At 67.9% G+C, this 19,821-nt stretch carries 17 protein-coding genes and 1 tRNA gene; 2 read left to right on the top strand and 16 right to left on the bottom strand.

Annotation, left to right across the window (positions count from 1 at the left end; all coding sequences use genetic code 11):
• Positions 1-7 precede the first annotated feature (7 nt).
• The 12 genes from rpsG to ACFY1P_RS27150 all read right to left on the bottom strand — a co-directional run bounded on the left by rpsG (position 8) and on the right by ACFY1P_RS27150 (position 14,713).
• Positions 8-478 carry a 30S ribosomal protein S7 gene (rpsG, locus tag ACFY1P_RS27205; protein ID WP_030368420.1) on the bottom strand — a complete coding sequence of 157 codons (471 nt, stop codon included), beginning with the start codon at positions 476-478 and terminating at the stop codon, positions 8-10.
• 2 nt (positions 479-480) lie between these two features.
• Positions 481-852, bottom strand: a complete 372-nt coding sequence (rpsL, locus tag ACFY1P_RS27200) for a 30S ribosomal protein S12 (RefSeq protein ID WP_003948652.1) — start codon at positions 850-852, stop codon at positions 481-483.
• Between the two features lie 437 nt (positions 853-1,289).
• Complete coding sequence (locus ACFY1P_RS27195) at positions 1,290-5,189, bottom strand: DNA-directed RNA polymerase subunit beta' (protein WP_361521895.1); 3,900 nt, start codon at positions 5,187-5,189, stop codon at positions 1,290-1,292.
• A gap of 123 nt (positions 5,190-5,312) precedes the next feature.
• Positions 5,313-8,795, bottom strand: a complete 3,483-nt coding sequence (rpoB, locus tag ACFY1P_RS27190) for a DNA-directed RNA polymerase subunit beta (protein WP_361521898.1) — start codon at positions 8,793-8,795, stop codon at positions 5,313-5,315.
• Positions 8,796-9,336: 541 nt separating this feature from the next.
• Positions 9,337-9,723 (bottom strand): 50S ribosomal protein L7/L12, encoded by a 387-nt coding sequence (gene rplL / locus ACFY1P_RS27185; RefSeq protein WP_361521901.1) that lies wholly within the window; start codon positions 9,721-9,723, stop codon positions 9,337-9,339.
• Between the two features lie 134 nt (positions 9,724-9,857).
• Positions 9,858-10,421 (bottom strand): 50S ribosomal protein L10, encoded by a 564-nt coding sequence (gene rplJ / locus ACFY1P_RS27180; RefSeq protein ID WP_361521904.1) that lies wholly within the window; start codon positions 10,419-10,421, stop codon positions 9,858-9,860.
• Between the two features lie 273 nt (positions 10,422-10,694).
• Entirely contained in the window at positions 10,695-11,600 is a 906-nt protein-coding gene (locus ACFY1P_RS27175) for a DUF1396 domain-containing protein (RefSeq protein ID WP_390752111.1), read from the bottom strand.
• 194 nt (positions 11,601-11,794) lie between these two features.
• Entirely contained in the window at positions 11,795-12,511 is a 717-nt protein-coding gene (gene rplA / locus ACFY1P_RS27170) for a 50S ribosomal protein L1 (RefSeq protein ID WP_361521910.1), read from the bottom strand.
• A 166-nt stretch (positions 12,512-12,677) separates the two neighbouring features.
• Positions 12,678-13,112: a 50S ribosomal protein L11 gene (gene rplK, locus ACFY1P_RS27165; RefSeq protein ID WP_366003524.1), complete on the bottom strand. Its 435-nt coding sequence runs from the start codon at positions 13,110-13,112 to the stop codon at positions 12,678-12,680.
• A gap of 162 nt (positions 13,113-13,274) precedes the next feature.
• Positions 13,275-14,159, bottom strand: coding sequence for a transcription termination/antitermination protein NusG (nusG, locus tag ACFY1P_RS27160; protein WP_361521916.1), 885 nt, complete (start codon positions 14,157-14,159; stop codon positions 13,275-13,277).
• A gap of 81 nt (positions 14,160-14,240) precedes the next feature.
• The gene (gene secE / locus ACFY1P_RS27155) at positions 14,241-14,531 is read right to left on the bottom strand and encodes a preprotein translocase subunit SecE (RefSeq protein WP_361521919.1); all 291 of its coding nucleotides are present in this window, start codon (positions 14,529-14,531) and stop codon (positions 14,241-14,243) included.
• Positions 14,532-14,640: 109 nt separating this feature from the next.
• A tRNA-Trp gene (locus ACFY1P_RS27150) sits at positions 14,641-14,713 on the bottom strand.
• 230 nt (positions 14,714-14,943) lie between these two features.
• Between ACFY1P_RS27150 and ACFY1P_RS27145 the strand changes: the two genes are divergently transcribed.
• Both ACFY1P_RS27145 and ACFY1P_RS27140 read left to right on the top strand, forming a co-directional pair.
• Entirely contained in the window at positions 14,944-16,191 is a 1,248-nt protein-coding gene (locus ACFY1P_RS27145; protein ID WP_390752110.1) for a pyridoxal phosphate-dependent aminotransferase, read from the top strand.
• A 148-nt stretch (positions 16,192-16,339) separates the two neighbouring features.
• Positions 16,340-17,359 carry an adenosine deaminase gene (locus tag ACFY1P_RS27140; RefSeq protein WP_361521925.1) on the top strand — a complete coding sequence of 340 codons (1,020 nt, stop codon included), beginning with the start codon at positions 16,340-16,342 and terminating at the stop codon, positions 17,357-17,359.
• Positions 17,360-17,372: 13 nt separating this feature from the next.
• On the opposite strand, the gene ACFY1P_RS27135 is transcribed toward ACFY1P_RS27140, so the two are convergent.
• The 4 genes from ACFY1P_RS27135 to rpmG form a co-directional block, all read right to left on the bottom strand.
• Positions 17,373-18,428: a UDP-N-acetylmuramate dehydrogenase gene (locus ACFY1P_RS27135; RefSeq protein WP_361521928.1), complete on the bottom strand. Its 1,056-nt coding sequence runs from the start codon at positions 18,426-18,428 to the stop codon at positions 17,373-17,375.
• Between the two features lie 132 nt (positions 18,429-18,560).
• Positions 18,561-18,992, bottom strand: coding sequence for a MaoC family dehydratase (locus ACFY1P_RS27130; protein ID WP_361521931.1), 432 nt, complete (start codon positions 18,990-18,992; stop codon positions 18,561-18,563).
• Positions 18,992-19,444, bottom strand: coding sequence for a MaoC family dehydratase N-terminal domain-containing protein (locus ACFY1P_RS27125; protein ID WP_361521934.1), 453 nt, complete (start codon positions 19,442-19,444; stop codon positions 18,992-18,994). Before ACFY1P_RS27125 ends, ACFY1P_RS27130 begins: the two co-directional genes overlap by 1 nt.
• Positions 19,445-19,594: 150 nt before the next feature.
• Complete coding sequence (gene rpmG, locus ACFY1P_RS27120) at positions 19,595-19,759, bottom strand: 50S ribosomal protein L33 (protein WP_006604855.1); 165 nt, start codon at positions 19,757-19,759, stop codon at positions 19,595-19,597.
• Positions 19,760-19,821: the final 62 nt, after the last annotated feature.

Below are 19,821 nucleotides of genomic sequence, written 5' to 3'. Positions count from 1 at the left end.
GTAGCGACTACCAGCGGTAGTGCGCGAAGGCCTTGTTGGACTCGGCCATCTTGTGCGTGTCCTCACGCTTCTTGACCGCGGCGCCCAGACCGTTGGAGGCGTCCAGGAGCTCGTTCATGAGGCGCTCGGTCATGGTCTTCTCGCGACGGGCGCGGGAGTAACCGACGACCCAGCGGAGCGCCAGGGTGGAGGCGCGGCCCGGACGGACCTCGACCGGCACCTGGTAGGTGGCGCCACCGACACGACGGGACTTGACCTCGAGAGCCGGCTTGACGTTCTCGAGGGCGCGCTTGAGGGTGATGACCGGGTCGTTACCGGTCTTCTCGCGCAGACCCTCCATGGCGCCGTACACGATGCGCTCGGCGGTGGAGCGCTTTCCGTGCAGCAGGATCTTGTTGATCAGGGAGGTGACAAGAGGAGAACCGTAGACCGGGTCGATGATGACCGGGCGCTTCGGGGCGGGGCCCTTACGAGGCATTCTTACTTCTCCTTCTTGGCGCCGTAGCGGCTGCGAGCCTGCTTACGGTTCTTGACGCCCTGCGTGTCGAGGGAGCCGCGGATGATCTTGTAGCGAACACCCGGCAGGTCCTTCACACGGCCACCGCGCACGAGCACGATGGAGTGCTCCTGCAGGTTGTGACCCTCACCCGGAATGTAAGCGGTGACCTCGATGCCGGAGGTCAGACGCACACGCGCGACCTTACGGAGCGCCGAGTTCGGCTTCTTCGGGGTGGTCGTGAAAACACGCGTGCAGACGCCACGACGCTGGGGCGAACCCTCGAGCGCGGGCGTCTTGTTCTTCTCGACCTTGTCCTGCCGGCCCTTTCGGACCAGCTGCTGGATCGTAGGCACCGTTTCTCCGGTTTCTGTGTGCCGATCACGATAAAACTAACCTGGGAGCAAACACCGACCCACGCGGTCGGGTGTGTCGAAGGCTGCAGACCACCGCCGAAGACGGCTAGGCGCAGATTTCGGTGTCTCGGACCGGTGACGGTCCGGGTCTCCCGCACGGTCTAAAGGCACGCACGAGAGCCCAGGGACACCCCAGGCACAAGGTCAGAGCGTACCTAGCGCATGGGCTGCGGTCAAAACAAATGCACACGCGGTGGACACCCCGGCGCGCGCGGCGCGGCGCGACCCGGGGCCCGTTTCCCCGGGCCCCGCACGGGCGACCGGGGCGTCGCCGAAGATGACGATCACTCTACCGGCCGAACGAGTGAGAGTGACAACACGCCGCAGGGCGGCCACCCCTCGAAAGGGATGACCGCCCTGTGCGTTCGACTTGCGACTTACTGGTTGTACGGACCGTAGTCGTAGTCCTCCAGCGGGACCGCCTGGCCGGAGCCGGTGCCGAAGGGCGAGTAGTCGATGTCGTCGTAGCCGACGGCCGAGTACATCGCGGCCTTGGCCTCCTCGGTGGGCTCCACCCGGATGTTGCGGTAGCGGGACAGGCCCGTACCGGCCGGGATGAGCTTACCGATGATGACGTTCTCCTTGAGGCCGATCAGGGAGTCCGACTTGGCGTTGATCGCCGCGTCGGTGAGCACCCGGGTCGTCTCCTGGAAGGACGCCGCCGACAGCCACGACTCGGTGGCGAGCGAGGCCTTGGTGATACCCATCAGCTGCGGACGGCCGGAGGCGGGGTGACCGCCCTCGGTGACCACACGACGGTTCTCGCCCTCGAAGCGCGAGCGCTCCACGAGCTCGCCCGGCAGCAGCTCCGCGTCGCCGGACTCGATGATCGTCACGCGGCGCAGCATCTGCCGGATGATGATCTCGATGTGCTTGTCGTGGATCGACACACCCTGCGAGTTGTAGACCTTCTGGACCTCGCCGACCAGGTGGACCTGGACGGCGCGCTGACCCAGGATGCGCAGAACGTCGTGCGGGTTGGTGGCACCGACGGTGAGCTTCTGGCCCACCTCGACGTGCTCACCCTCGCTGACCAGCAGACGGGCACGCTTGGAGATGCCGAAGGCGGTCTCCTCGGAGCCGTCGTCCGGGGTGACGACGATCTTCTTGGTCTTCTCGGTCTCCTCGATGCGGACGCGGCCGGCCGCCTCCGAGATCGGGGCGACACCCTTGGGCGTACGGGCCTCGAAGAGCTCGACGACACGGGGCAGACCCTGGGTGATGTCGTCACCGGCCACACCACCGGTGTGGAAGGTACGCATCGTCAGCTGGGTACCCGGCTCACCGATGGACTGGGCCGCGATGATGCCGACGGCCTCACCGATGTCGACCAGCTTGCCGGTGGCCAGCGAGCGGCCGTAGCAGAAGGCACAGGTGCCGACCGCGGACTCACAGGTGAGGACCGAGCGGGTCTTGACCGTCTCGACGCCGTGGGCGACGAGCTGGTCGATGAGCACATCGCCCAGGTCGACGTTGGCAGGCGCGATGACCTTGCCGTCGACGACGACGTCCTCGGCGAGCATGCGGGCGTAGACGCTGGTCTCGACGTCGTCCGCCTTGCGGAGCACGCCGTCGGCACCCTTGGACGCGATCTGCAGCTTGAGGCCACGCTCGGTGCCGCAGTCCTCCTCGCGGATGATCACGTCCTGCGAGACGTCCACCAGACGACGGGTCAGGTAACCCGAGTCGGCGGTACGCAGGGCGGTGTCCGCGAGACCCTTACGGGCACCGTGGGTGGAGATGAAGTACTCCAGCACGGACAGACCCTCACGGAACGACGCCTTAATGGGTCGCGGGATGGTCTCGTTCTTCGCGTTCGACACCAGACCACGCATACCGGCGATCTGACGCATCTGCATCATGTTTCCTCGGGCACCCGAGTCAACCATCATGAAGATGGGGTTCGTCTTGGGGAAGTTCGCGTTCATCGCCTCGGCGACCTCGTTGGTCGCCTTGGTCCAGATCGCGATGAGCTCCTGCGTGCGCTCGTCCTTGGTGATCAGACCGCGCTCGTACTGCTTCTGGACCTTCTCGTCCTGCGCCTCGTAGCCCTTGACGATCTCCTTCTTCGCCTCGGGAACGACGACGTCGGAGATGGCCACGGTGACACCGGAACGGGTCGCCCAGTGGAAACCGGCCGCCTTCAGGTTGTCGAGCGTCGCCGCCACGATGACCTTGGGGTAGCGCTCGGCCAGGTCGTTGACGATCTCGGAGAGCTGCTTCTTGCCCACCGAGTAGTCGACGAACGGGTAGTCCTCGGGCAGCAGCTCGTTGAAGAGCGCGCGGCCCAGCGTGGTGCGCAGGCGGAAGCTGTCCCCCTGCTGCCACTCCGGCTCGCCCTCCTCCTGCGCCGGCGGGGTCCAGCCACGCGGCGGGACGGTGCCGATCGGGAAGCGGATGTCGACCTTCGCCTGGAGCGAGAGCTCGCGGGCGTCGAACGCCATGATCGCCTCGGCGACCGAGCCGAAGGACCGGCCCTCGCCGATGACCTTGCGCTCCTCCTCGTCGGTGGTGAGGAAGAACAGGCCCAGCACCATGTCCTGGGTCGGCATGGTGACCGGACGGCCGTCGGCCGGCTTGAGGATGTTGTTCGAGGACAGCATCAGGATGCGGGCCTCGGCCTGCGCCTCCGCGGAGAGCGGCAGGTGGACGGCCATCTGGTCACCGTCGAAGTCCGCGTTGAACGCGGTGCAGACGAGCGGGTGGATCTGGATGGCCTTGCCCTCGACCAGCTGCGGCTCGAAGGCCTGGATGCCGAGGCGGTGCAGCGTGGGCGCACGGTTCAGCAGCACCGGGTGCTCGGCGATGACCTCTTCGAGGACGTCGTACACAACGGTGCGGCCGCGCTCGACCATGCGCTTGGCCGACTTGATGTTCTGCGCGTGGTTCAGGTCGACCAGGCGCTTCATCACGAACGGCTTGAAGAGCTCCAGCGCCATGGCCTTGGGCAGACCGCACTGGTGCAGCTTCAGCTGCGGACCGACGACGATGACGGAACGCGCGGAGTAGTCCACACGCTTACCGAGCAGGTTCTGACGGAAACGACCCTGCTTGCCCTTCAGCATGTCGCTGAGGGACTTCAGCGGGCGGTTGCCGGGACCGGTGACCGGGCGACCGCGGCGGCCGTTGTCGAACAGCGCGTCGACGGCCTCCTGAAGCATCCGCTTCTCGTTGTTCACGATGATCTCGGGGGCACCGAGGTCAAGGAGACGCTTGAGGCGGTTGTTGCGGTTGATCACACGGCGGTACAGGTCGTTCAGGTCGGAGGTCGCGAAGCGGCCACCGTCCAGCTGCACCATCGGACGCAGGTCCGGCGGGATCACGGGGATGCAGTCGAGCACCATGCCGCTGGGGCTGTTGCGGGTCTGCAGGAAGGCGGAGACGACCTTGAGGCGCTTGAGCGCACGGGTCTTCTTCTGGCCCTTGCCGGTCCGGATGATCTCGCGGAGGCGCTCGGCCTCCTCGTCGAGGTCGAAGGACTCCAGGCGCTTCTGGAGCGCGGCGGCGCCCATCGCACCCATGAAGTAGGTGCCGAAGCGGTCGCGCAGCTCGCGGTAGAGCAGCTCGTCGCCCTCGAGGTCCTGGACCTTGAGGTTCTTGAAGCGGCTCCACACCTCGTCGAGGCGGTCGATCTCGCGCTGCGCACGGTCGCGCAGCTGCTTCATCTCACGCTCGGCGCCCTCGCGCACCTTGCGGCGCACGTCGGCCTTGGCACCCTCGGCCTCCAGCTCGGCCAGGTCGGCCTCGAGCTTCTTGGCGCGGGCCTCCAGGTCGGCGTCGCGGCGCTGCTCGATCTGCTGGCGCTCGACGGAGACGTGGGCCTCCAGCGAGGGCAGGTCGCGCGTGCGGCGCTCCTCGTCCACCCACGTGATCATGTAGGCGGCGAAGTAGATGACCTTCTCGAGGTCCTTCGGGGCGAGGTCGAGCAGGTAGCCCAGGCGCGACGGGACGCCCTTGAAGTACCAGATGTGGGTGACGGGGGCGGCGAGCTCGATGTGGCCCATCCGCTCACGGCGCACCTTGGCGCGCGTGACCTCGACGCCACAGCGCTCACAGATGATGCCCTTGAAGCGGACACGCTTGTACTTGCCGCAGTAGCACTCCCAGTCCCGGGTCGGACCGAAGATCTTCTCGCAGAAGAGTCCGTCCTTCTCGGGCTTCAGGGTGCGGTAGTTGATGGTCTCCGGCTTCTTGACCTCGCCGTGGGACCAGGTTCGGATGTCGTCCGCGGTCGCCAGGCCGATCCGCAGCTCGTCGAAGAAGTTGACGTCGAGCACTGTTCGTCAATCCCTCTTTCAGGGTTTGTGCCCCCTCGCGCCAGCGAGTTAGTGGGCTCTACATCATGGTCTGGGGGTCCGGGGACGGTGGGGGGCTTCCGGAGAAGCCCCCCACCAGACCCGTCAGACCTCTTCGACGCTGCTCGGCTCGCGCCGGGACAGGTCGATACCGAGCTCTTCCGCCGCGCGGAAGACGTCCTCGTCCGTGTCGCGCATCTCGATGGACATGCCGTCCGAGGACAGCACCTCCACGTTGAGGCACAGCGACTGCATTTCCTTGATGAGCACCTTGAAGGACTCGGGAATGCCGGGCTCGGGGATGTTCTCGCCCTTGACGATGGCCTCGTAGACCTTCACGCGGCCGGTGACGTCGTCGGACTTGATGGTCAGCAGCTCCTGGAGGGCGTAGGCGGCGCCGTATGCCTCCAGCGCCCACACCTCCATCTCACCGAAGCGCTGGCCACCGAACTGGGCCTTACCACCCAGCGGCTGCTGGGTGATCATGGAGTACGGACCGGTCGAGCGGGCGTGCAGCTTGTCGTCGACCAGGTGGTGCAGCTTGAGGATGTACATGTACCCGACCGAGATCGGGTCCGGGAACGGCTCGCCGGAGCGGCCGTCGAACATCCGGGCCTTGCCGGAGGGCAGGACCAGGCGGTCACCGTCGCGGTTGGGGATCGTGGACTCGAAGAGACCGGCGATCTCGTCCTCGCGGGCACCGTCGAAGACCGGGGTCGCGACGTTGGTGCCGGCGGCGACCTCGTCAGCGCCGATCGCCTGGAGCCGCTTCATCCAGTCCTCGTCGCCCTCGACCTTCCAGCCGCGGCTGGCGAGCCAGCCGAGGTGGATCTCGAGGACCTGTCCCGGGTTCATTCGGGACGGGACACCGAGCGGGTTGAGGATGATGTCGACCGGGGTGCCGTCCTCGAGGAAGGGCATGTCCTCGACCGGAAGGATCTTGGAGATGACACCCTTGTTGCCGTGGCGGCCGGCGAGCTTGTCACCGTCGGTGATCTTGCGCTTCTGCGCGACGTAGACGCGGACCAGCTGGTTCACGCCCGGCGGCAGCTCGTCGCCCTCTTCGCGGTCGAAGACGCGGACGCCGATGACCTTGCCGATCTCACCGTGCGGCACCTTCAGCGAGGTGTCACGGACCTCACGGGCCTTCTCACCGAAGATCGCGCGGAGCAGGCGCTCCTCCGGGGTCAGCTCGGTCTCACCCTTGGGCGTGACCTTGCCGACGAGGATGTCGCCGGCGACGACCTCGGCACCGATACGGATGATGCCGCGCTCGTCGAGGTCGGCGAGGACCTCCTCGGAGACGTTCGGGATGTCCCGGGTGATCTCCTCCGGGCCGAGCTTGGTGTCACGGGCGTCGACCTCGTGCTCCTCGATGTGGATCGAGGAGAGGACGTCGTCCTGCACGAGGCGCTGCGACAGGATGATCGCGTCCTCGTAGTTGTGACCCTCCCACGGCATGAACGCCACGAGCAGGTTCTTGCCGAGCGCCATCTCGCCCTCGTCCGTGGACGGACCGTCGGCGAGCACCTGGCCGGACACCACGCGGGCGCCCTCGTCCACGACGACCTTCTGGTTGAAGGACGTGCCCTGGTTGGAGCGGGAGAACTTGGCGACCCGGTACGTGTTGTACGTGCCATCGTCGTTGGCGACGGTGACGTAGTCCGCGGAGACCTCCTGGACCACACCGTCCTTCTCCGCCTTGATGACGTCACCGGCGTCGACCGCGCAGCGGTACTCCATGCCGGTGCCGACCAGCGGGGCCTCCGCCTTGATCAGCGGAACGGCCTGGCGCATCATGTTCGATCCCATGAGCGCGCGGTTGGCGTCGTCGTGCTCGAGGAAGGGGATCATGGCGGTCGCGACCGACACCATCTGGCGCGGGGAGACGTCCATGTAGTCGACGTCGTCGCCGGCGATGTAGTCGATCTCGCCGCCACGGCGGCGGACCAGCACCCGGGACTCGGCGAAGCGCATGTCCTCGGTGAGGGGGGCGTTCGCCTGGGCGATGACGAAGCGGTCTTCCTCGTCGGCAGTCAGGTAGTCCACGTCATCGGTGACGACACCCTCGACGACCTTGCGGTACGGGGTCTCGACGAAGCCGAAGGCGTTGACGCGGCCGTACGAGGCGAGCGAGCCGATCAGACCGATGTTCGGGCCTTCGGGCGTCTCGATCGGGCACATGCGGCCGTAGTGCGACGGGTGCACGTCTCGCACCTCGAAGCCGGCCCGCTCACGGGACAGACCACCGGGGCCCAGCGCGGACAGACGGCGCTTGTGGGTCAGGCCCGACAGCGGGTTCGTCTGGTCCATGAACTGGGACAGCTGGCTGGTGCCGAAGAACTCCTTGATGGAGGCGACGACCGGCCGGATGTTGATCAGGGTCTGCGGCGTGATCGCCTCGACGTCCTGGGTGGTCATCCGCTCGCGGACGACGCGCTCCATACGAGCCAGACCCGTGCGGACCTGGTTCTGGATGAGCTCGCCGACGTTGCGCAGGCGACGGTTGCCGAAGTGGTCGATGTCGTCGGTCTCGACGACGATCGAGGTGCCGTTCTCGCCGACCGTCTCCAGCTCACCCGCGTGCAGCTTGACCAGGTACTTGATCGTCGCGATGACGTCGTCGACGGTCAGCACACCGGCGTCGAGGGGGGCGTCCGCGCCGAGCTTCTTGTTCACCTTGTAGCGGCCGACCTTCGCGAGGTCGTAGCGCTTGGGGTTGAAGTAGAGGTTCTCGAGCAGCGTCTGCGCGGCCTCGCGCGTCGGCGGCTCGCCCGGACGCAGCTTGCGGTAGATGTCGAGCAGCGCGTCGTCCTGGCCCTGGGTGTGGTCCTTCTCCAGGGTGGCGCGCATGGACTCGTACTCGCCGAACTCCTCGAGGATCTGCTCGGTCGTCCAACCGAGAGCCTTGAGCAGGACGGTCACGGACTGCTTGCGCTTGCGGTCGATGCGGACACCGACCATGTCGCGCTTGTCGACCTCCATCTCCAGCCAGGCACCCCGGGACGGGATGATCTTGGCGGTGAAGATGTCCTTGTCGGACGTCTTGTCGATGGAGGAGTCGAAGTAGACGCCCGGCGAGCGGACCAGCTGCGAGACGACGACACGCTCGGTGCCGTTGATGCAGAAGGTGCCCTTGTTGGTCATGAGCGGGAAGTCGCCCATGAAGACCGTCTGGGACTTGATCTCGCCGGTCTCATTGTTGGTGAACTCGGCGGTGACGAAGAGCGGGGCCGCGTACGTGAAGTCGCGCTCCTTGCACTCGTCGATGGAGTTCTTCGGCGGCTCGAAGCGGTGGTCGCGGAAGGTCAGCGACATCGACCCGGAGAAGTCCTCGATCGGGGAGATCTCTTCGAAGATCTCCTCCAGACCGGACTTGGTGGGGACGTCCTGACCGCTGTCCAGCGCAGCCTCGACGCGAGCCTTCCAGGCGGCGTTGCCGAGCAGCCAGTCGAAGCTCTCGGTCTGCAGCGCAAGGAGGTTCGGAACCTCGAGGGGCTCCTTGATCTTCGCAAAAGAGATGCGCAGCGGGGCGGTGCTGGCGCCGGTGTTCGTATTGGCAGTCGAGGCGTTGCGCGAGGCGGCCAAGAGGGGGTCCTTCCGAGGGCTCGGACTCACTACGCGCGTACCGGCCCCACTTCGTGCATTTGGATAGGAAATCCCAGGTCAGCGGGTTTCCATCGGCAGTGCTCGACAGTGGGCATGCCCCTGGTGACGGGCAGGGAGCAGCTAACAGGCAGCGCAAAGGGTCAGTGTAGCCACTTGGCCCACTGATGTCCAGAGCGGATTTCCGGAGACCGGTGCGATACCAATCTCTCCCTCCGGGATCCTGTTGTTCCTCAGTGCCTGGAGCAAGGCTTCCCTCTTCGCCGCCGATCCATGCCTCGCGCTGCGGATCGATGTGGCGACGCGTCCTGAGAATTGCGCGCGGCGTGCCGTTCGTCAAGGCCCCTCGGCCTACGGGTGCCCTCCGTGGCGCCCGAGCGCCTGCCGGTCGGCAGACACCGATGATCACCATACTCGCCCCTGGCCCCAGGGCAACAAGCCGTCGCGGGAACGCCCAAGGGCGACCACCCGCATGGGTGATCGCCCTTGAGACGTGAAACAAGGAGTCAGGAGACTCCGTGGGTCACTTGACCTCGACGGAGGCGCCGGCGCCCTTGAGGGCCTCGGCGGCCTTCTCCGCGGCGTCCTTGGCGACCTTCTCGAGGACCGGCTTCGGGGTGCCGTCGACGAGGTCCTTGGCCTCCTTCAGACCCAGGGAGGTCAGCTCGCGCACGACCTTGATGACCTGGATCTTCTTGTCACCGGCGGCGGTGAGGATGACGTCGAACTCGTCCTGCTCCTCGACGGCCTCGGCGGCACCGGCGGCGGCGCCACCGGCGGCGGCAACGGCGACGGGGGCGGCGGCGGTGACGTCGAAGCGCTCCTCGAAGGCCTTAACGAACTCGGAGAGCTCGATGAGGGTCATCTCGTCGAACTGGGCGAGCAGGTCGTCCTGGCTGAGCTTCGCCATGATGGCGGTCCTTCCACTAATTCGGCTGGTGCCGGATGTACATTTCGGCGGGCGTACTACGGGCCCGCTGCGACCGTGACGGACGCGAGTGGTTCAGGCGTGTGCCTGCCATGCCCCGGAGGGGCATGGTGCAACTACTCGGCAGCCTCGGCCTCGACGGGAGCCGGCGTACCGGCACCGCCCTGCTCGGCCTTCTTGGCACGAAGCGCCTCCGCGGTGCGGACGAACTTCGAGGGAAGCGCCTGGAAGAGCGCGGCAGCCTGGGACTGCTTGCCCTTCATGGCGCCCGCCAGCTTGGCGAGCAGAACCTCGCGGGACTCGAGGTCCGCAAGCTTCTTGATCTCATCGGCGGACAGCGCCTTGCCGTCAAGGACACCGCCCTTGATGATCAGGTTCGGGTTGTCCTTGGCGAAGTCACGAAGACCCTTCGCCGACTCCACCGGGTCACCGGTGACGAAGGCAACAGCCGTCGGACCAGCGAAGAGCTCGTCCTCCAGCGTGATCCCGGCCTCGTTGGCCGCGATCTTGGTCAGCGTGTTCTTCACCACGGCGTACTGGGCGTTCTCACCGAGCGAACGACGCAGCGTCTTGAGCTGCGCCACGGTGAGACCGCGGTACTCGGTCAGCACAGCGGCGTTGGAGCTGCGGAACTTGTCCGTCAGCTCGGCAACCGCGGCAGCCTTATCGGGCCTCGCCATGAGCCTCGGCCTCCTTCCGGGTGATTCGGACCGCTACGCGAAGGGACCTGGGCAAAACGAAACGCCCCGGCGCAGGCGCTCGGGGCGTGCACTCGACCGGCCGGACCAGAGGTCCTCACGGGAGTTCAACCACAAATCACCTGCGCAGGTCGCCCGCAGCTAGCGGATCCTTCGGCCACCACACCTTCACTACGAAGGCACAGCAACGACCAGCGGTCTTTGGCTTCTGGAACAAGGTACGGGAAGGGGCACCCCGAGGCAAATCGGCCGTGCTCAGACGCCCTGACCGCCCTGGCCACCCTTGGCGCCCTTCGCCGCCGCGGCGAGGTCCACGACCTCGGACTCGGGCGGCGCCTCCACGGTGACCGGCTTGTTCACGTCGCGGAACTTCATGGTCAGGTCCATCGGGCCCTTGGCCGTGGCGGCCCGGGTGCGGACCTGCTTGGTGTGGTCCTGTCCGTCGACCCAGATGTCCATCTGGAGCTTGTCGGCGCCCATCTTGGCGTACTCGTCCAGGGTCTTCTCCCGGCGCTCGCGCACCTCCGGGGACTTGCCCGCCAGGCTCTGGCGCATCTGGTCGAGGGTGACCGTGCCGGTGTAGTGCGTGGTCCGCACGCCGTCGATGGACTCCTCGCCCGCCTTGGTGAGGTCCTTGGCGCTGCCGATGCCGCTGGCGTCGTCGGCGGGGTTGCGGTCGGCCTGGCTGCCGAGCTTCGCCCGGGAGCCGGCGCCCTGCAGGCCGGAGACGTCGAACTTGATCCAGCGCGAGTCGCCCTTGGCCTCGTCGGACGCCCTCATGTAGAACGCGCCGCCGACCATCCGGAACTCGACCGCGCCGGACTCGTCGGCCGAGGCGCCCTCGACCCGCATCTTCATCCGCATGGCCCGGGACTTCATGTCCATGGCCGCCTCGCCGTCGATCGTGCCGGCCTCGGGCTGCCGTCCGGTCACGCTGTACGAGAGCGAGGTGATCTTCTCGGTCTTGGCGGTCGCCCGCCGCACCGCGGCCAGGGTGGTGGCGTCCGCGGGCTGCCGCTGTGCGCCGCTGCCCTCGGCCTCGGCCGAGGCACCGGCCGCCGGTGCCGCCTTGCTCTCCCCCGAGCCCGAACAGGCCGCGGTGCCGCACAGCAGCGCGGCGGACAGCACGGCGCCCGCCGCGTTGCGATAGGTCGAACGCATGGTCCCCCCAAGATCCTGGAAATACGACATCGACCGCCAAAAGCGATCACATGGCGATCATCAGGATCGTAGTCCCCGCCACTGACATCAACCCATCGAATTAACGAGTACCGAACAAAAGAGCCGGGCCCCACGCCTCCGGAGAGGTGTGGGGCCCGGCTCTTTGCAACGATCACTCGCTACGAGGGGTCGATTCAGACCGTCTCGTCCTCGACCAGGAGGTTGCGGGTGCGGTTGGAGTCCAGCGCGATGCTGGGGCCCATCGTCGTCGTGATGGACGCCTTCTTGATGTAGCGGCCCTTCGCGGCGGACGGCTTGAGGCGGGTGATCTCCTCGAGCGCGGCGGCGTAGTTCTCGACCAGCTTGGTCTCGTCGAACGACACCTTGCCGATGATGAAGTGCAGGTTCGAGTGCTTGTCGACGCGGAACTCGATCTTGCCGCCCTTGATGTCCGTGACAGCCTTCGCCACGTCCGGGGTGACCGTGCCGGTCTTCGGGTTCGGCATCAGACCACGCGGACCGAGCACGCGGCCGAGGCGGCCGACCTTGCCCATGAGGTCCGGGGTGGCGACGACGGCGTCGAAGTCCAGACGGCCCTTCGCAACCTCGTCGATCAGTTCGTCGGAGCCGACGATGTCGGCGCCGGCGGCTTCCGCGGCCGCAGCACGGTCACCGGTCGCGAAGACCAGGACCCGGGCGGTCTTACCGGTGCCGTGCGGGAGGTTCACGGTGCCGCGGACCATCTGGTCGGCCTTGCGCGGGTCGACACCCAGGCGCATGGCAACCTCGACGGTCGCGTCGAACTTGGTGGTGGAGGTTTCCTTCGCGAGACGGACGGCCTCGAGCGGGGCGTAAAGGCGCTCCGCCTCGATCTTGGCGTCCGCAGCGCGGAGAGTCTTGCTGCGCTTCACTGCTGCTCCTCAGTGGTTATGGAGTCGTGGTACGGACCAGCGCTGGCCCTTCCACGGTTACTGCGAGGTGGCTGTCAGCCCGCGCTCTTGTCGCTCGGGCTTCCTCACTCGCTCGCTGCGCGGACGGCCTCGCTACGCTCGGCCGGCCACTGCGCGAACTCGCTCGTCAGCCCTCGACCGTGACGCCCATGGAACGGGCGGTGCCGGCGATGATCTTCTCGGCGGCGTCCAGGTCGTTGGCGTTCAGGTCGGGCATCTTGGTGGTGGCGATCTCACGCACCTGGTCGCGGGTGATCTTCGCGACCTTCTTGGTGTGCGGCTCGCCGGAGCCCTTCTCCACGCCCGCGGCCTTGAGGATCAGCTTCGCGGCCGGCGGAGTCTTCGTGACGAAGGTGAAGGAACGGTCTTCGTAGACCGTGATCTCCACCGGCACGACCATGCCACGCTGCGACTCGGTCGCGGCGTTGTAGGCCTTGCAGAACTCCATGATGTTGACGCCGTGCTGACCCAGCGCGGGGCCGACCGGCGGGGCCGGGTTCGCGGCACCGGCGCTGATCTGGAGCTTGATAAGCCCCGTGATCTTCTTCTTCTTGGGAGGCATTGCTCTCTCCGGGTCCTAGTGAGAGTTTTTTTGCCGGCGCACAGTGCGCGCAGGCATACCGCACCACGATAACGGGTAACATGCTGCGGCCAAAAACCGAGCAGGTCAGACAGGCTGCGAGCAGCCGATCTGACCTGTTCGGAGGCGTATGTCCAGGAGGAACTAGTTCTTCTGGATCTGGTCGAAGCTGAGCTCGACCGGGGTCTCGCGGCCGAAGATCTCGACGAGGCCCTTGACCTTCTTCGAGTCGGCGTTGATCTCGTTGATCGTGGCCTGGAGGGTCGCGAACGGGCCGTCCGTGACGGTGACCGAGTCGCCCACCTCGAAGTCCAGCACCTGGACCTCGACCTTGCGGGACGGCGCCGGCTTGCCCTCGGCCTCGGCGGCCTCGCGGGCGGCCTTCTCCTCGGCCTCCGGGGCGAGCATCTTGACGATCTCGTCCAGGGTCAGCGGGTACGGGTCGTAGGCGTTGCCCACGAAGCCGGTGACACCCGGGGTGTTGCGCACGACGCCCCAGGACTCGTTCGTCAGGTCCATGCGCACCAGCACGTAGCCGGGGAGCTTGTTCTGGCGGACGGTGCGGCGGTCGCCGTTCTTGATCTGGACGACCTCTTCCTGCGGCACCTCGGCCTGGAAGATGTAGTCCTCGACGTTGAGCGAGACGGCGCGCTGCTCGAGGTTGGTCTTCACGCGGTTCTCGTAACCCGCGTAGGTGTGGATGACGTACCACTCACCGGGCAGACCGCGCAGCTCGTCGCGGAGCGCGGCGACGGGGTCGACCGGGGCCTGCTCCTCGGCGGGCACCTCGTCGGCCTCGACCGCGGCGGCGGCCTCGGACTCGGCGTCGCCCTCGACGTGCAGGGCGGCCTGCTCGGCGGGCTCGCCGGCGGCGGTCTCCTCGGCGTCGAGCTCGTCGATGCCGTCGGCGTTCTCGACGATCTCCTGCGCGGTGTCGTCGCCCTCGACCTCGGCCGAGGCAGCCGCGACCACGTCGGCCTCTGCCGCCTCGACGGAGTCGACGGCGTCGTTCAGGTTCGGGTCAGACACGTGGCTGCTTCTTCCTGGCTTCAAGGGGTGGAACGTGCGAAGGGGCGGCTCTGCAGAGAAGCAGCCGCCCTACGCGCGGGCTCAGCCGAAGACGTACTTGACGGCGTTGGAGAACCCATAGTCAATCACGGTGACCAGGCCAATGACGATGACGACAAAGACGATCACTACTGTGGTGTACGTCGAAAGCTGGTTCCGCGTGGGCCAGACGACCTTGCGGAGCTCTGCGACGATCTGGCGGTAGAACAGCGCGAGGCGGCCGAAGGGGCCCTTCTTCCCGCGCTTTCCGCCACGGCGGCCCTTCTTGGCGGCCACCTCGTCCTCGGGACGACCGCTCTCAGGCGTCGCGGTGGAGCCCAGGGCTTCCGTCACTACGTCCTCACCTGAATCCGGGTCGTGAGCCGTGCCGCGCCCGGTTGAGCCGCACGGCGGTGCATTTCAGTACGTACGCATGCACGCACCCTGGAAACGATGCGTGTAGCAGGGCCGAAGGGACTTGAACCCCCAACCGCTGGTTTTGGAGACCAGTGCTCTACCAATTGAGCTACGACCCTTTGTGGTTCCCCCAACCTACCGCATCCGGGCGTACGCACGGTGTGCGTGCAGCGGACGTGCCGGTGAGGGGCCAACGACGGATGAGTGTACGTGCTCCGGGGGCCCGCGTCGAACAGCGCCACCCGAGGCGCCCACGGCCCAGGCGCCGCAGGGGCACGGCGGACGCACGGCGGTGGCGGTGCGGGCAACTCGTGTGCCCCGGTCCCGCCCGGTCTGCGACGATGCCTGCATGAGCGCTGCGACTCCTTCCGAGCCCCCCGTACAGTCCCCCACCGAGCGCCGGGTGTCGGCCCGTATCGGATCGATCTCCGAGTCCGCCACCCTCGCCGTGGACGCCAAGGCCAAGGCCCTCAAGGCCGCCGGGCGCCCCGTGATCGGCTTCGGCGCGGGCGAGCCCGACTTCCCCACCCCCGGCTACATCGTCGAGGCCGCGGTGGAGGCGTGCCGCACTCCGAAGTACCACCGCTACACCCCCGCGGGCGGCCTGCCCGAGCTGAAGAACGCGATCGCCGCCAAGACGCTGCGCGACTCCGGCTATGAGGTCGACGCCTCCCAGGTGCTGGTCACCAACGGCGGCAAGCAGGCCATCTACGAGGCCTTCGCCGCGATCCTCGACCCGGGCGACGAGGTCATCGTGCCCGCCCCGTACTGGACCACCTACCCGGAGTCGATCCGCCTCGCGGGCGGTGTGCCGGTCGACGTCGTCGCCGACGAGACCACCGGCTACCGCGTCTCGGTCGAGCAGCTGGAGGCGGCCCGCACCGAGCGGACCAAGGTCCTGCTCTTCGTCTCCCCCTCGAACCCGACCGGCGCGGTCTACAGCCGCGAGCAGGTCGAGGAGATCGGCCGCTGGGCCGCCGAGCACGGCCTGTGGGTGCTGACGGACGAGATCTACGAGCACCTGGTCTACGGCGACGCGGAGTTCTGCTCCCTGCCGGTGGTCGTCCCGGAGCTGCGCGACAAGTGCATCGTGGTCAACGGCGTCGCCAAGACGTACGCGATGACGGGCTGGCGCGTGGGCTGGATCGTCGGCCCGAAGGACGTGATCAAGGCCGCGACCAACCTCCAGTCGCACGCCACGTCCAACGTCTCCAACGTCGCGCAGATCGCCGCCCTGGCCGCGGTCTCCGGTGACCTGGACGCCGTCGAGGAGATGAAGGTCGCCTTCGACCGCCGCCGCCGGACGATCGTGCGGATGCTCAACGAGATCGACGGCATCGTCTGCCCGGAGCCGGAGGGCGCGTTCTACGCCTACCCGTCCGTGAAGGGCCTGCTGGGCAAGGAGATCCGCGGCAAGCGGCCCGCCACCTCGGTGGAGCTGGCCGCGCTGATCCTCGACGAGGTCGAGGTCGCGGTGGTGCCGGGCGAGGCCTTCGGTACCCCGGGTTACCTGCGCCTGTCCTACGCCCTGGGCGACGAGGACCTGGCCGAGGGCATCTCCCGGATGCAGAAGCTGCTGGCGGAGGCCAAGGCCTGACGGCCGCTGCCCTTCACTGCCTTTCGCAGCCTTCGGCTGTTTTTCGCGGGTCCCCGGCCAGGTGCCGGGGGCCCGCAATTCTTTTCGGCCGGTTCCCGTTCAGGGAAAGTCCCTTCCGGTTCCGGGGCCCGTGCGGCAGGATCTCCCAATGGAGAGTGTTCGCGACGTCAAGCTGCTGCCGAAGGCCCATCTGCACCTGCACTTCACCGGGTCCATGCGCCCGTCGACCCTGCTGGAGCTGGCCGACAAATACGGGGTGCACCTGCCCGAGGCGCTCAGTGGCGGCGAACCTCCCCGGCTGCGCGCCACCGACGAACGCGGCTGGTTCCGCTTCCAGCGGCTCTACGACATCGCCCGGTCCTGCCTGCGCTCCCCCGAGGACATCCAGCGGCTGGTGCGCGAGGCCGCCGAGGAGGACGTGCGCGACGGTTCGGGCTGGCTGGAGATCCAGGTCGACCCCACTTCGTACGCGCCCCGGCTCGGCGGGCTGATCCCGGCGCTGGAGATCATCCTCGACGCCGTCGACAGCGCGTCACGGGACACCGGCCTCGGCATCCGCGTCATCGTCGCCGCGAACCGCATGAAGCACCCGCTGGACGCCCGCACGCTGGCCCGGCTCGCGGTGCGGTACGCCGACCGCGGCGTCATCGGCTTCGGGCTCTCCAACGACGAGCGGCGCGGCCTCGCCCGTGACTTCGACCGCGCCTTCGAGATCGCCCGGGAAGGCGGCCTGCTCGCCGCGCCGCACGGCGGCGAGCTCGCGGGCCCCAGCAGCGTCCGCGACTGCCTGGACGACCTGCGCGCGGGCCGCGTCGGGCACGGTGTGCGCGCCGCGGAGGACCCGCGGCTGCTCCGCAAGCTCGCGGAGCGCGGGGTGGCCTGCGAGGTCTGCCCGACGTCGAACGTGGCACTGGGCGTCTACGAGAAGCCGTCCGACGTGCCCCTGCGGGTGCTCTACGAGGCGGGCGTCCCGATAGCCCTGGGCGCCGACGACCCGCTGCTGTTCGGCTCGCGGCTGGCCGCGCAGTACGACGTGGCGCGCGAGCACCACGGCTTCACGGACGCGGAACTGGCGGAGCTGGCCCGCCAGTCGGTCCGGGCGTCGCGGGCGCCGGAGGACGTCCGGGAGAAGCTGCTGGCCGGTGTGGACGAGTGGCTGGCGGCTTAGCCCGGCGCGCGCGTCAGAGCGCGCAGCCCACCGTCACCGGCTCGTTGACGAGGGTCACGCCGAACGCCGCGTGGACGCCGTCGCGGACCTCGCGGGCGAGGGCCAGCAGGTCCTCCGTCGTGGCACCGCCGCGGTTCGTCAGCGCCAGGGTGTGCTTGGTGGAGATGCGGGCGGCTCCCGCGCCGTAGCCCTTGGTGTAGCCGGCCTTGTCGATCAGCCAGGCCGCGGAGGTCTTCATGAAGCCCTCCCCCGCCGGGTACGAGGGCGGCAGGACGCCCGCGCCGAGCCGCTCGGCGACCCGCTCCAGGAACGCCGCGTGCTCGGCCTCCGTGAGGATGGGGTTGGTGAAGAAGGAGCCCGCGGACCAGGTGTCGTGGTCCTCCGGGTCGAGCACCATGCCCTTGCCCGAGCGGAGCTTCAGCACCGTCTCCCTGGCCTTCGCGGCCGGTACGCGCTCCCCCGCCGCCACGCCGAGGGCGCGGGCCGTCTCGGCGTACTTGAGCGGCGCGGACAGCCCGTCCGCGTCCTCCAGCCGGAAGCGGACGCGGAGCACGACGTGGCGCGTGGGGTCCTGCTTGAAGCGGCTGTGGCGGTAGGAGAACGCGCACTCCTCGTTGGTGAGGGTGACGACCTCGTCAGTGCGGCGGTCGTAGGCGACGACCTCGGTGATGGTCGCGGAGACCTCCTGGCCGTACGCGCCGACGTTCTGGATCGGGGTGGCACCGGCGGAGCCGGGGATGCCGGCGAGGCACTCGATGCCGGCGAGCCCGGCCTCGACGGTGCGGGCCACGGCGTCGGACCAGTTCTCGCCTGCGGCGAGCTCCAGGTCGGTGCCGTCGAGGGTGAAGCCGGTGGTGGCGATGCGCAGGGCGGTGCCGTCGAAGCCCTTGTCGGAGACGACCAGGTTGCTGCCGCCGCCGATGATCAGCAGCGGGGTGCCGGCCGCGTCGGCTTCGCGTACGGCCGCGATCACCTCGTCGTCGGTGGTGGCGGTGACCAGGCGGGTCGCGGGGCCACCGAGACGGAAGGTGGTCAGGGGGGCGAGGGGGGCGTCGTGGAATTCCTGCACGCGCCCCAGAGTATGCGCTGCGCCGTGCGGGTGGCCGGGGGGTGCGGCCGCCGCCCGCAGCGGTAAGGGGCACCCGCCCATGGCGGGTGCCCCTTACTCAGCTGCTTCGGAGGGCGTTTCGGAGGGCGTCGCTCAGGTGAGCCTGACGACCGCGCGGGACATGCCGAGCACCTTCTGGCCCGCGCTCTTGACCAGCAGGTCGACGCGAACCGTACGGGTCTCGTCGTCCTTGGCCGCGACCTTGCCGCCGACCTCGATGACGGCGCCCTCGTCGTCGTTGGGCACGACGACCGGCTTGGTGAACCGCACGCCGTACTCGACGAGGGCACCCGGATCGCCGGTCCAGTCCGTCACCACGCGGGCCGCCTCGGCCATAGTGAACATGCCGTGCGCGATGACGTCCGGCAGCCCGACCTCCTTGGCGAACTTCTCGTTCCAGTGGATCGGGTTGAAGTCGCCCGAGGCGCCCGCGTAGCGCACGAGAGTGGCACGGGTCACCGGGAAGGACTGCACGGGCAGTTCGGTGCCGATCTCGACGTCGTCGTAGGAAATGCTCGCTGCCATCACGCCTCCTCGGCGGCGCGTGCCACCAGCATCGTGTGCGCGGTCACCACATGCTCACCGGACTCGTCGTGCACATCGCCACGGACGGTCACCAGGTCGTTGCCCGCCATGGACTTGATCGCCTCGATCTTGGAGGTGACCGTCAGCCGGTCGCCCGCGCGGACCGGGCGGGTGTAGGCGAACTTCTGGTCGCCGTGCACCACACGGTCGTAGTCCAGGCCCAGCTTCGGGTCCTGGACGACCTGGCCGGCGGCCTGGAAAGTGATCGCGAACACAAAGGTCGGCGGCGCGATCACATCCGGGTGTCCGAGGGCCTTGGCGGCCTCGGGGTCGGTGTAGACCGGGTTGGCATCACCGATGGCCTCGGCGAATTCGCGGATCTTCTCCCGGCCGACCTCGTACGGCTCGGTGGCCGGATAGGTCCGTCCGACGAAGGACTGGTCGAGTGCCATGGGCTCGGCACCTCCTGAAGGGGACTGCGATGGATTCCTGGGAACCGGTTCACGGGATCCGGGGATGCGGCGCGGATTTCGCGAACGGTCGCGGATACGCCATGAGGCCGCCCCCAAGATCTGGGGACGGCCTCATGAACGAGCCTGTGTTTAGCGCGTCTCGCGGTGCGCAGTGTGCGAGTTGCAGCGCGGGCAGTGCTTCTTCATCTCAAGACGGTCCGGGTCATTACGCCGGTTCTTCTTGGTGATGTAGTTCCGCTCCTTGCACTCCACGCAGGCCAGCGTGATCTTCGGGCGGACGTCGGTGGCAGCCACGTGAGTGCTCCTTGACGGATGGACGGATGAACGCAGACAAGAGTAGCCGACCGGAGGACCGA

The organism is Streptomyces sp. NPDC001407, from assembly GCF_042895325.1.
Classification (GTDB): Bacteria; Actinomycetota; Actinomycetes; order Streptomycetales; family Streptomycetaceae; genus Streptomyces.
Note: the sequence above shows the minus strand (reverse complement) of the source record. Positions and strands in the feature narration are given on the sequence as shown.